Annotated in this window: 9 protein-coding genes; 4 read left to right on the forward strand and 5 right to left on the reverse strand. The window is 34.0% G+C overall.

The annotated features are described in order from the left end of the window. Positions 1–4 precede the first annotated feature (4 nt). A complete protein-coding gene (locus tag KF896_10415; GenBank protein MBX3044117.1) occupies positions 5–2,149 on the forward strand; it encodes an OmpA family protein in 2,145 nt (714 codons plus the stop codon). 166 nt (positions 2,150–2,315) lie between these two features. Here the strand turns inward: KF896_10415 and KF896_10420 are convergent, their stop codons facing one another. The 5 genes from KF896_10420 to KF896_10440 all read right to left on the reverse strand — a co-directional run bounded on the left by KF896_10420 (position 2,316) and on the right by KF896_10440 (position 10,023). Further along, a complete protein-coding gene (locus KF896_10420; GenBank protein ID MBX3044118.1) occupies positions 2,316–3,710 on the reverse strand; it encodes a GWxTD domain-containing protein in 1,395 nt (464 codons plus the stop codon). 6 nt (positions 3,711–3,716) lie between these two features. Next, positions 3,717–4,160, reverse strand: coding sequence for a Holliday junction resolvase RuvX (ruvX, locus tag KF896_10425; GenBank protein MBX3044119.1), 444 nt, complete (start codon positions 4,158–4,160; stop codon positions 3,717–3,719). After that, on the reverse strand, positions 4,153–6,447 hold the full coding sequence (locus tag KF896_10430) for a PAS domain-containing protein (protein ID MBX3044120.1): 2,295 nt from the start codon (positions 6,445–6,447) through the stop codon (positions 4,153–4,155). Before KF896_10430 ends, ruvX begins: the two co-directional genes overlap by 8 nt. Further along, a complete protein-coding gene (gene ispF / locus KF896_10435; GenBank protein MBX3044121.1) occupies positions 6,448–6,918 on the reverse strand; it encodes a 2-C-methyl-D-erythritol 2,4-cyclodiphosphate synthase in 471 nt (156 codons plus the stop codon). It abuts the gene before it with no gap. Between the two features lie 108 nt (positions 6,919–7,026). Further along, on the reverse strand, positions 7,027–10,023 hold the full coding sequence (locus KF896_10440; protein ID MBX3044122.1) for a T9SS type A sorting domain-containing protein: 2,997 nt from the start codon (positions 10,021–10,023) through the stop codon (positions 7,027–7,029). 155 nt (positions 10,024–10,178) lie between these two features. On the opposite strand from KF896_10440, the gene KF896_10445 reads away from it, so the two are divergent. Genes KF896_10445 through KF896_10455 form a run of 3 tightly spaced genes read left to right on the forward strand, consistent with a single transcriptional unit; the run spans position 10,179 to position 13,873 of the window. Next, positions 10,179–10,718, forward strand: a complete 540-nt coding sequence (locus KF896_10445; GenBank protein MBX3044123.1) for an RNA methyltransferase — start codon at positions 10,179–10,181, stop codon at positions 10,716–10,718. 60 nt (positions 10,719–10,778) lie between these two features. Then, entirely contained in the window at positions 10,779–13,457 is a 2,679-nt protein-coding gene (locus KF896_10450) for a PAS domain-containing protein (GenBank protein MBX3044124.1), read from the forward strand. 32 nt (positions 13,458–13,489) lie between these two features. Beyond that, positions 13,490–13,873, forward strand: a complete 384-nt coding sequence (locus KF896_10455) for a hypothetical protein (GenBank protein MBX3044125.1) — start codon at positions 13,490–13,492, stop codon at positions 13,871–13,873. Positions 13,874–14,027 lie beyond the last annotated feature (154 nt).

The following is a 14,027-nucleotide window of genomic DNA, read 5'->3' on the forward strand; positions in this document are numbered from 1 at the left end:
CAAAATGAAAAAAAGCATATTTATAATAATATTGATATTTATTTCTTATAATGTTTATTCACAAAATCAGGATTCTACTAAAAATCCAATATTTTATGTTGGAGGCTATTTGGCTTATATGCTGAATTTGCATAATGCTGATTTTAATGCACTTGAAGGATACCCGAACTGCTGCCCGCAATTTAGAGACGGCAATGGTACAGGTCCCGGGATTGGACTTCTTTTTGAATATCCGCTCAACAATCGCATCAGAATTACCGGAAGATTCGGAGTAACAGGTATGAGCGGGGAGCTTAAGCAAGAGGAAAAAATCGGAAATACTGAAATCAGACGCTCTGACGGCTTTGAAACAGGTGATATCACTGATGCAGTTTCTGAATATACTATCGGGAGCAACTTATTGGCAATTACCTTGGAGCCCGGTTTTGCATTTTATCCAATAGACAGATTAAATCTTAACTTTGGTTTCAGGCTTGGATTTTTGAACAGCTCAACATTTGATCAATCCGAAATTTTGCTGCGACCGGGCAATATCGTGTTTGCAGAAACAGGTACAAGAGCTCGCAATGAAGCTGCTAATCAGGAAATACCGAATATCAACAGTGTACAGTTTCACACATATCTCGGAGCGGGCTATGATTTGCCCATTTTCGGAAGAGCATCATTTTCGCCGGAATTACGGTATTATCTTGCTTTGAATAATGTATCGGATGTCAGTTGGAGTGTAAACCAGCTTCATATCGGGGGAGCTGTAAAATTTCCGCTATACAAACCCGATGAGAAGAGGAAATTACAGGAGTTCAGAATAATTAGAGATACAACAGTAAATCAAATTGTTGGTATTTCAAAACCTGAAACAAAGCTTACTCGCTCAAATGATGTCATAACACTTGAAAAGCCCGACAAAAATACTGAATTAGAAATTACTACAAGATACGAATTTTACGAAACTAATAATCCCCGTGACGCCGAGCTTCGTGCTGCATTAAAAGTAACCGGACTTAACCGTGATGGTACCCGACAGCTAAATCCTTCTATAGTAATCGAGGAAATAGAAACCGAAGAAGGCTTTCCTCTGCTACCTTATGTATTTTTCAAGGAAAATGATTCAAAATTGAATAATACTTCGATGAATTTGATCAATTCTACTGATGTAGCAAATTTTGACCCAAATAAACTCAAGTGGGAAACTCTCGAAATTTATTCTGATTTATTAAATATTGTTGGTTTCAGAATGAAGAATTCACGCTCCAAGATAACATTAACCGGTACAAATAATAATACAGATACTGAAAAAGGCAACTCCATTCTTTCTAAAAGCCGAGCTGAATCTGTGCGCGACTATCTTGTTAATACTTGGGGTATTGCTTCTGATAGAATCAGCATACAATCGAGGAACCTTCCTGCAAAGCCGGCTAATAATGAAAAGCCCGAAGGACGCGAAGAAAATCAAAGAGTTGAAATTTCATCGCAGGATTTGGATATAATAGCACCTCTCAATCTGAAGGATATTGTCAGAACTGCAAATCCTCCAATTGTCGAGATTGCACCTGAGCTTTGGTCTGAAGTCGGAATGAAAAACTGGAACATTAAAGTATCTCAAAACAAGCACATTTTAAGGGAATATTCAGGTAAAAGTAATATTGAAACTGCTAAATGGGATGTTGAGGATGAGCCAATTCCTTCGCTTGAAGAGCCGGTCGAAATACTTCTCACTTATGAGGATAATTCCGGTAAAACGGGTGAAATTAAAAGTAATCTGTCAATCAGCCAGCTTACAATCAAGAAAAAGCGAGTGGAACTCAAGGATGATAAACGTATTGAGCGATTCTCGCTGATTCTGTTTGATTATGACAAGGCAGATTTGACAGATGCCCAGAAACGAATTTTACAGGATGTTAAATCCAAAATTAAACCTAATTCAAATGTTGAAATTTCTGGTTTTGCAGACCGTACAGGCGAAGAACTTTATAATAAAGAGCTTGCTCAAAGACGTAATTCAGAAGTTCAAAAGGTTTTGAAAGTTCCTTCGGCAAACCTCTCGCTACAGAATGTCGGAAGCAGTCAACTTCTCTATGACAACAGTTCGCCGGAGGGAAGATCTTATTGTCGTACTGTAAAAGTACTCGTGGAGACTCCGGTAGAGTAAATGTTCAGTTTAATAAAATTTGATGCTTACTTAGTAATCATTTTTTATTTAGAAATTAATCCCCCTAACCTGAATTTTAACAAGGCAGGGGGATTTGATTTTTTAAATCTTGATCTAATTCAAAATCAATACCGCAACATCATGATTTTTAGATGCTTCTAATTTCTTAATTTCTAACTATATTTGTGATTTCTCTTAAAATATAAAGTCCGTTAGTTACAAGTTCAAAATGGAAGCTTTTTCCAAGCATATTGTAGTTCCAGATTTCAAACTGCTTACCATCAACAAGTTTTTTTTCAATATTATCTGCTTTCCCGTGAAGAATATAAATCTTACCTCTTTCGGATTTGGCGCCGTCCTTTTCGCGGAGAGTCTGAAAATTAAAAAAAGCATAATCAACACGTCTGAAATACTCTGTCATAGCTTCATTGTAAGGCGTTGATTTAGTCGGGTCTTTTGATTTCCAGTAATCCATAATTTTACGTGATTTATCAGCATCCGAGCCGGAATTCATCTCTTTATATTCAGCATCGTCAAGGATATAATACATAGTCTCAATTGCATACTTAGGATTTCTTAATGCAAGCGGCATATCCACCCAAATCACATCAAAGTCAAACTGAGCAGAATCATTCTCTGTATCGTTATTAATTTTCAAAGTATAAGTACCGGGAGAAAGCTGGGCTGATGGAAGCTCAATATTGAGCACTCCGACAAGTAAATCCTTTCCAAAATTTTCATCATATTTGAAACCTGTTTTAAGACTCAACACAAATGGAAAATTGTCATCGGACTGAACATCAAGATAGCTGTTTTCAGAGGGTATAGCTCTACCGGAAACATTAATTGGTTCGTTCCAGAATTTATCACTTTCTAATATTTTCTTTTCGATATTGTAATTGAATACGTTGAAGTTTGGTTTATAAGATACCGGTATTAATATCCTTGCATCACTTGATGTAAAGTTGATTTTGTTACCAAGTATAAATGGAACAGCTCTGTATGCCGGCAATTTATCGGATGAAAATGCAAAGATTGGGTCTGAAATTACTTTCTGTGATAAAAATCTTTGATTTGCACTAATTTTCAGTTCATTTTTGTCAGCCGGCTTTTTGTATCTGTCTAATAGCTGAACTGTACATGTATATTCTGAAGTAGCCAATTTTGTAATATGATAACCGGATTTGTACAAATCTTTAGATTGCGTTTCTTCATAAGAACTAACCCAAAGCGAATCCGAAAGCAGACTTCTGTTTCGGATTATTCCGGAATTATCTCTGAAAAAAACTTCTACTGATGCAACTGCTTGAAACTGACCGGGATTCTCAAGAGGGTTAACCTGAATAAATGCCAGCGCTTCATAGGCAATTTTATAGAAAATAAGCACATTTACAGAGTCATTCGAAATATCAGGTAATGTATGAGCTTCAGAAAAAAGGCGTATTCCGAATGAATAGAATGAAGCTCGGTCAAACTGCTGCTTCTGCCCTAAAGCATCACTGCCGAGATAGAAAAAATTTGCTATAAATATTATTAAAAATAATTTTTTTTGAAAATTCATTCCGAATTACTCCAACTCATTTAAAAATTGCTGCAAAATTATAGCTGCTGCATACTTGTCAATTGTACCTTTAGCGGCTCTGTCTTTCTTTTTTATTCCGTAGCTCACCATAAAGCTCGCTGCTGAAATAGACGAAAAAGATTCGTCAGTATAATAAACATCTGCATGAAATTTTTTCTGAATTTCATTGCCAAATGAATCTATTTTCTCATGAAAATCAATTTTTTTTCCGTCGTAAGTATCAGGTTTGCCAATAACTACAGCTTCAACACGCTCAGATGCCAAAATATTGCAAATTTCATCAATATAATTTTTCTTGGCTGTACTTATAGTAGTAACCGGCTTTACTGAAATATGCAGTTCATCGCATACAGCCAGCCCTATTCTCTTAGTGCCGTAATCAATTCCGGCTAATCTTTTGCCTGATAAATGTTCTTTCAAGTTAGTCATTGTCAATTATTGATTTTTCTTTCCTATGTGATAACGTATTAGGTATATTGAATATTACTTCTGTGCCAACACCTTTTTCAGAGTTCACAGTTAAAAAACCTCCGTGTTGCTCAGTGACGTGTTGCATAATCATTGTCCCTATACCGCTTCCGCCTGAATTTCCGGCAGTTGTAAAGTAAGGAGTAAGCATTTTTCTTTTGGTTTCCTCATCCATACCGGAGCCTGTATCAACAACCTTGATTACAGCAAAATTTTTATCATGATATGCAGATATGGTAATAGTACCGGGATTACCTTTCATAGATTTGATGCCATTTTCGGCAGCATTACGCACAGCACGTATTAGCTTGGGTCTGTCACAGTTAACCAAAAAGTGTTTGCAGTCCATTTCAAACTTGACATTTGGAAACATCAATTCATCAAATTCATTTCTTACATCGTTACAAACTTCGCAAATATTGTGCTGCTCAAGATTTAATGAGTCGCTTCTGCCGACTGTAATAATATCCCGAACTCTCTGCATCAACAGATTCACCTGAAAAATGATTCTGCGCTGCCTTTGTTTATTATTCTCGCTTAATTCAATATCAAGATGCTCGGCATTGAGCTTGATTGTTGACAAATTTGTCTGCATATCGTGAGCAAGCTGAGCCCAGTTCGAAAGTCTTTTTCGTTCGAGTTGCTCAGTGATATCAACTGCCGAAAGTACTACACCGCGGAACATTCCTGTAATATTTCTTAAGGGAATTGTCTTGCAGATCCATTCGGTTTCAGAATTATTAATTTTGATTGTAATTTTTTGTTTCAGACTGTCTTTTGTTTCTAATGTCTTATTAATCAGCCGAGCAAATGGTTCTGCTTTGGAGTTCTTCACATAATACGAAAAGAACTTGCGAAGTGGAATGTTTCTCATTTCGAGAAAATCTTTTGCTACATTATTAATATTGATGAGTCTGCCACTTGAATCAACTACGAAAAGAAGACCAATGTTCGATAAATCAAGCAGTTCGCTTACAAGTCGGCGCTGATGGCGATACAGCTGAATAAATATAATGAGTAAAATACCTAAAAAAATCGGGAACAGATAATATCTTATATCTGAATATACTTTTTTTAAATGCCAGTATTTATTATCAATTAAATCAAATTGAATTGAACTTGGGGAAGATAGTAAATATACCCGATTTTGGTCAGAAAGAATATTATCAATATTATTTAATTTATTATCCACAGGATAAAACTGCTTTGCAAGTATATTCAAATCGGTATCTAACAAAATGATTGTATTTGCAAAAAGAACAACTAAATTGTCATTTAATCTGTCAATCTTTAAGGGATTTATCATATTCCCGCTCAAATTCATAGAAACCGGAACAACCTTCGGGTTATTAATATCAATATCAGCCCGGCAAATACTATAACCATCTAAAGATGTTTCGATATAGAATGCTTTAAGATTGTTATCTGTTAATTTCAAAATAATTTTGTCCTGCTGAGCATTAATCCAAAATCCAGAAATAATAAGTCCGTTTTGTTTATCAATTAATTGAATAAATGTTTGATTGTCACTTGCGACAGTATAATACGCAAGCATAGTACCAAGGTCTTTCCATATTCCTTTTTGATAAGAAACAAGTTTGGTCATAAATTGAAACTGCAAATTAATATCAAAAAAGCTGATAATCTGTCCACCGTTGATTGATTCAACAATCGCAAATTCCACATTATTAAATCCTGAAGAATTATCTAGTTTTAGAAGTTTACCCGTTACATCAACGATGAAATCAATCTCGGTTTGTTGATTATTAATTTCAATTTTATAAAGTTTGCTGTTCAAATTAAGCAAATACTGCGAACCAGAAATTAATTCAATTATTTGGCAATTCTCCATATCTTCGGGAATATTCAGCTCTGCAATTATTTGTTTTCCGAATCTTGTACCGTAAGGATTTACAAATGAGATATAAATCCCGCCACTTTCCTGAGATATTATCAGTAGATTATTATTGTGTAAAGTATGTGCCACAACTTTGGAATTTGATATTATTATACCTTTGTTATCTTTCGGGTTGTCTGTATTTATGATTGATATCTTTTCACTGCCTTTTGTGAAATCATATGTGAGCATATAAAAGTATCTGATATTAGATGATAATTCATAAGCAGGCACGGCTTCTCCACCTGTAATATCACTAAAATTATTGATTTTGAATGGATATATGCTTTCAGCCGATACGAATTCAGCTGATAATATTATAAGAAAAATATAAACAAGAATAATTCTCATTTATATTTTCCTGAGCTGGCAAACAGCAAAAACTCCAATACCTTCAGACCTGCCAATGAAGCCCATCTTTTCGTTAGTTCCTGCTTTGATATTTATTCTTGCGGCATCAATTCCAATTCTTGAGGCAAGATTAATTTTGATTTTATCCTTGAAATGCTTAAGTTTCGGCTTCTCTAGTTGTATTAAGGTATCAATATTTACAACTTCGAGTCCATTGCTTGTTATCATTTGCAGGACTTCATCAAGCATAAGCATACTGTCTGCACCTTTAAATCTTTGATCTGTATCAGGGAAATGCTCGCCAATATCACCTAATCCGGCAGCACCCAAAAGTGCATCCATTACAGCATGAACAAGTGCATCACCATCGCTGTGGGCTATTGTGCCGAAATTTTCATCTATTAATATTCCGCCAAGAATTAGTTTCCTGCCGCTTTCTAATCTGTGCACGTCGTAACCAAAGCCAATCATCGCAATCAACTATTATAATTTATAAACTTACAAAATTACGAATTATTGACGAATTAATAAATTTATATTCGATTTTTAAGAATTAAACTCGCTTTTATTTGTTATTTGCTATCTGATTATAACAAAGCTTTTCACAAATATTTCACTGCCAATCATCGTACTGATGATATAATACCCCTCCGGCAAACTTGAAACATCAATAGGAATATTATAATAACCTGCTGCAAGCAGATTAAAATCAAGATTTTTTTGTATAGCCCCGTTGGTGTTGTAAATCTTTAGATTAAGCGATTGAGGTTTTGGATTATTAATATCAACATTCACTATTCCGCCTGCAGGGTTAGGATATATACCACCTATAAAAGCAGTTTCCGGAAGCTCGGCAACCTCAAATAACAGCGGTATATCACACTTGGTGTCACCACCGAAAATCAGAGAATCCGGCTGTCCACTTAATACAATAAATTTATTCAAGCAGTTGTAAGTTAAGGTTAATGTATCAATGACTTCTTCCACATCACTTTGATTAGCAAAAAAGCAAATTTTCAGGTCAATAAATTCTCCTGGTTCAATTACGAGCGGGAGCTGAGACGCAGGCAGAGAGAACCTTATATTTTGTGAAAGTCGTGGATTATCAAGTAATATTTCGTAATTTCCAAAATTTGTTAATCTTACTGAGTCACAAAATCTGATTCCAATTTGAGAAGTACCAAAATCAAGCAACATATTATTATCATCAATTCTCTTAATTAAATCAAATTCTATAGTGTAACCAGGGATGGCTCTCTCATACTCTGTAGAATTACCGGCTTTATCAGTAACTTTTATTTTGATATAAGAGTCAATATTAGGGTTTTTAACTTTAGCCTCTAAAACAGAATGATTATCTGAAATTTTTCTAATTTCAGCATCAATATTATCTGATTCAATAATCTCGATTTTATCAATTCCTTTATCTGTACGAAGTGAGTCCGTTATTGCAATTTCAATAAACTGATTGCAAGGGTCAGCAAAAGATGCTACCTGAGGAGCAACATCATCCTTAGAGGCAAGAAGGTTTAGGGCAAGAATATTTCTTTTATTGCAATCACCTTCAATAAAAAGTGTATCAATAATATTTGCAAATTCATCTGAATAGAAACAAATCTCAAATTCAATTTCTTCTCCCGGCTTTAATGTAAATGTTGCAGGCAGATTTATCTCAAGTGTCGGGTTGTTATTGATAAACCCATTTAGATTAACATTTTGTGGGAATTTGCCGTAATTAATAATTTTGTAATCATAGCATCTTTTTTCACCTACTGTAAGCGAATCTTCCAACGCTTTAATATTACGAAATTCTCCTGGATCAAGCTCAGAAACTAATGCAATTGTAAACCCCGGAATTTCTAAATCTTTAGATGTTTGCTGACCGACTGAATCTACAGCTACAATTCTGAAACTGCCATCATAATATCTGTTGACTAATTCAGCCTTAAATTCAGCAGACTGAACATAAGGGGTAAAAGATTCAATTTCAACAGCAACATTATTTCGAAAGTTATCCGGTGATGTAATGCTTTTAAGCTTTTGATCTGTGACAAGTCCTTCGATTTCAAAGCAATCGGACGATGACTGCAACTCAGGAGCTTCATAATCATCTCGCTTAACAACAACTCCACAATAATACCCATAAGAAACAGCATAGCCATAGCCACAAACAAAAAGTCCGAATGCTCTGTCACCGGTGAGAGTATAAGTGCCATCTCCCACTCTTATATAACCGTAAACATATTCCGAACCTTGAATTTGGGCAAAAATATTCTGAGCTATCGGCAATCCGTTAAGTCTTAAAGATGCTGTGTTATCAGGTTTTGAGATTATAGTGATATAGTGTTCATCATAAATCCTTTCAAAATTTTTGTATGCCTGAATTGTAATAAACCTGTAAGATTCGCCGAATTGATTTGGTGTTGGTATTATCTGAAGCAATGGGTCACCTCTGTAGCTGGTAATTTGTGTGGAAATACCAGATGAGCGCTTATAACCAGCAGCCATAATCGGTGCATTAGCCTTAATATGCATCGCTGCCCGAATGTCTGATTCATAAAATTCACCACTATTCAAAATAGTAAATAGAATTCCATCAACATACAACTCTGTATTATCATAGGCAGCAATTACCCTCATTTTATCATAAAAGGTGGTGGAACTTTCAAGATTAGATGGTCTTTGAAAAGGTACTACAATAGCTTCATTGCTCCACGAATCTATTGGTGGCATTTGCTCGGCTAAATAGTCTCTTGAAACGAAACTTCCATTTGCGTCAATTGGCACTTTCGCTCTTTGCTGACCGGCGAAAACTGCAACTGGTTTGTCTGACCTTACTCTCGAACCCGTTAAATCTGGATTATTTGGAGATAAATCAGTCTGAACCAGATATACTTCCCCGGCATTCATATTAATTGTTTGCTCGCTCATACCGTTCAAATACGATGAAGCAGAAGGTATGATTGTTACAGAAGTGTTGTCTTCCACAGCTACTATGGCGAACTGACTTGGAGTTCTTGAGCCACCCGCTAAATCTGTATTTGCATTATATGTTAATACTAAATATTCATTTCCAAGGGATTCTACCGGCAGTACATTGAACGACTCACTTGTCATATCTGCTTCACTGTGACCGTAAACCTGAACAGGGAAGTCTGTTTTCACCTTAAATGAGAGACTTCTAATTTTTTCGGAATCGGTAATGTTGACATCAAAAGCCATATTTCCAGAAATATTATAACCAAGTAAAGCAAAATCATGCGATACTCTTTTGAATACATAAACTATACTCGGATTCGGAATTTCGAACTCTTCAACATATTGGTTATTAAAACGGTCACGGTATTCAATTGTACCTTTTGTAGGAACTTCCGCATAAATAAATATATATACTGAATCACGTCTGATTAGTGATGGAGTGTTACTGTTCCAGTTGTTATGATAATTTGGAAGGAATGTAAGAATAAATTCCCTGTTTTTGGTAATATCCAAATCGGCTTTCAAATCGCTTGAAAAACCAATAGTTATCAGCAATACTGCCAATAAATATTTTAAAATTTTGTAATATATTTTCATATTTCTATCCGTCAATTTTCCAACCTAATATAATTATTATTATTTTTGTATTACCAATTCACTATATCTATAAAGATTAAGTTTAAAATTTATTTTGTTGGTGTATAAATCTATTATAAATATACACATATTAATACAAAAAGTTACATTCAAATATGCAGAAATTAAAACATAACGAAATTTTAGAAGTTCGGCATTCAATCGAAAGTTACAAGAATGCCGAGAAGCATCCTGTTAAGCTTTTGCTCCATAATATTCGCAGTTTATACAATGTTGGCTCACTTTTCCGGACAGCAGATTCAGCCAAACTTAATGAACTCATTCTCTGTGGTTATACTCCTTACCCGCCGAGAAAAGAAATCGAAAAGACTGCACTCGGAGCAGTCGAAACGGTTGATTGGAGATATTTCAAAGATGTGTTCGATGCTGTCAAAAATATTAGAGCCGAAGGATTTAAAGTGGCAGCACTTGAAATTTGCTCAAAATCCCGACCTTATAATTCCCTTAGAGCAGAAGATTTTCCATTGTGTATAATTGCAGGAAATGAACTGACAGGAATTGATGACAAATTACTTGAAGCCTGTGATTTTGCACTTGAGATTCCAATGTACGGCGTCAAACACTCACTAAATGTAAGTGTAGCAGCCGGAATTTCTGTTTATGCGGCAGTAGAGGCTTACAATTCGAAATTTTAAGTTATAATAAATTACTCTAAAAAACATCATATAAATATTAATTAACAAATATTGACTGCAATGAAAAATAACAACTTTTTTTTTGAAAATAAATACTTCGTAAAAAATGTTTACGAGAATCTAAGCGAAGGCTTTTGCATCTGTAGAGTAGATTATGATTCAGAAGGCAATATTCAGGCACTTGTTCCTATCTATGCCAATGCCTCTTTAGAAAAGCAAATCGGGGTAAAAAGTGAAGTCTTTTTAAAAAGCAATATTTTAGCAAATAAAGTAAATCCGAACTACGAAAGACTTCTTTCAGTGGCAAAAGTAGCAATATCCAAAGAGCCTTATTCAGACTATTACAATTCTAGTCAGCTTGGAAAGACAATTAAGTTCTCAGCCCATCCGGCTGATGATAATTATATTTATGCACTTGTAACAGACTTAAGTGAAAGCCTTGAAGTTAAAAGAAGTCTTAAAGAAAGCGAAACATTGATAAACTCGATTTTGAATTCAATAGATCAGGTTATTTTCTCGGTTACAATGGATGGTAAGTTGATTTTCATCAGTAATCATACCGAAGAAATATACAAACTACCGCCATCTGCATTTTATGAAAATACAAATTTATGGTTTGAAATTATTTATAAAGACGACAAAGAGCTTGTTCTCAACGAAATTGACTTAGCTCATAAAAAAGGTTTCTTCGAAACTGATTACCGGATTTTACGGGCTGATGGCGAAATTCGCTGGGTACATAATCAAAGTAAAATTATCTATGAAAATGGAATTCCTATCAGAATAGACGGGCAAATTTATGATGTCACTGATTCAAAAATTCAGGAGTTAGAACTTCAGAAGAAAAATCGTCTTATTACAGGATTTTATTTAGCCAACCCACTATTAATGGGTGTTGTGGAAGTAGAAAAAGACTTTAAGAAAGTTAAGCATATTTCCGGAAATAAGTCTTTTAAAGATTTTATGGATAAAAGCGAATCTGATTATCCTTTTTATATTGAACTTACAGATGATGACTTGGAGAATCCAAGCGTAAAGATTTGGCTTGCAAAGTATAAAGAAGCATACGAAGAAAATCGTTCTGTGTATTTTGAATATGACTTTGATTATGAAGGGCAGACTTATTATCATTATGTTGTATTATCGTATCTGTCTTTGAGTGAAGATGATAACCCACAGTATTCATTCATTATCAACGATATAACTCCAAGGAAAATCGCTGAAATACAAATAAACAACTATGCAGCTGAAATGGAAAAAAAGTCAATTGAATTGCAAAATGAAATTGAAAAAAATATAAATATTCAGAAAGAGCTGATTGAAGCTAAAGATATTGCAGATAAAGCTAATAAGGCTAAATCTGAATTTCTGGCAAATATCAGCCATGAAATACGAACACCTATGAATGCCATAATGGGATTTGCAAAATTAATTCGTGAGAATGAATCTGATACTAAACTTATGCACTATGCTGACGGCATTTTAACCGGTGGTAAAAGCCTGATGAACGTTATAAATGATATTCTTGATTTATCTAAAATTGAGTCAGGTACACTTTCAATTCATAATGATGTTGTTGATATTTTCAAAATGACTAATGAAATTTACCGGTTATTTAGTCTCAAATCAGAAGAAAAGAATATAAAATTGCTAAATTTCATAACCTCTTCAACTCCAAGATTTATTTACATTGATGAATTCAGAATCAGGCAAATCCTTATCAACCTTGTTAGTAATGCTATTAAATTTACTGAAACCGGTTATGTATTGATACTGGTTGATTCGAAACCTATGGGTAAGAAATCAAATATTAGTTTCCATGTGATTGATACTGGAATTGGCATTTCCGAAGACCAAAGTAAAATAATTTTTGAAGCATTCATACAAAGCGACAGTCAAAGCAATAAAAAATTCGGCGGCACAGGATTAGGATTGACAATTTCAAGAAAATTGGCTGGTTTGATGAATGGAGATATTAAGTTGGAAAGCAATATTAATGAAGGGTCAAAATTTTCAGCAGTATTTGATAATATAAGTATTGTAGATTCAGCCGAAAATCCTCAAACATTTTTTGATGAATTATATTCTATGTCATTTAAAAATACAGGAATTATTGCCAACGTAAGCGATAAAATTAAACTGAATTTGAAAAAAATTGCTTCAGGCTCGGGAGATTTCATAGTTTTCTTCGATAATACAGACCAGATTAACGATTTAAAAATATTGCCTCAATTGATAATTATAGAAAAAGGAAATATTGAGGATTTAATAATAATGCTCGAAAGTATCACCTTAAATAATGTTCCTTTGATGATAATTAGTGAAGATATCGAATCTATTTTGGATTTAATTCCGAAATATAATATCCGGGCATGGATTTCACCAAATGCAAGGTTTGAGCAACTTGCTTATGAACTTACGAAATTTATAAGATTTGAAATCCAGACCAATATGGAAGAAGATACTGTATTGAAATTACTAGACCTTGAAATGGATAAGATACTTTTTGAAGAAGTTTGCGAAATTGTAAGAGAGAGATTTTCTGATTTTAGACTGATATTTGAAGGAGATATAAGCCTTGATAAAGCGAAGGAATTCGCAGGATTAATAATAAATGTCGGCGATGAACTGAACGAAAATGCTTTCAGACAAATCGGCAACTATATCATAAATAAAATTAATTCTTATGATTTTAATAATCTTTCAATTATAATCAAGCATATTTTTAAATTATATTGAGATTCATTTGACTATTTAATCGTCATAATTTTATGTTTAAGATTATTTATAAATATGTAGTAATTCCATTAACCGTTTTAGTACTCATCTTTGCGGTAAGTCCTAATATTACATATTATTTACTATTCAAAATCAATCAGAACTATTTCGCTGAAAATCTTTGTGTCGAAAAAGATATACCTGAAAACTCTTGTCAGGGATGTTGCCAATTACAGGAATCAATAAATGAAACCGAAGAAAATTCGACAAGTTCAGCTATGTATGTAGCTCCCGAAATAGTTATTAATGGTTTAGTTCCATCAATAATATCCACAATCCAATTAGCTTTATCATCAAGTAATTCAATTAATAATCATATCAAATTTCCCTTAAATATTTATCTTACAAAAGACACTCCTCCACCTGAAATGATATAATAAATATCTGAAATTTAATCTAAATCAACTGCACAGTTAACCTGAGTTTTTCTGTTTCGTTCTGATTTGGATTATTCTCTTATACAACAGAAAACTGAAGTGTCCGGAAAAATACTAACCGGATTATTCAGCTATTCGGTAGGTAAAATACCGA

Source organism: Ignavibacteriota bacterium (assembly GCA_019637995.1).
Taxonomy (GTDB): domain Bacteria; phylum Bacteroidota; class Ignavibacteria; order Kapaibacteriales; family UBA2268; genus JANJTB01.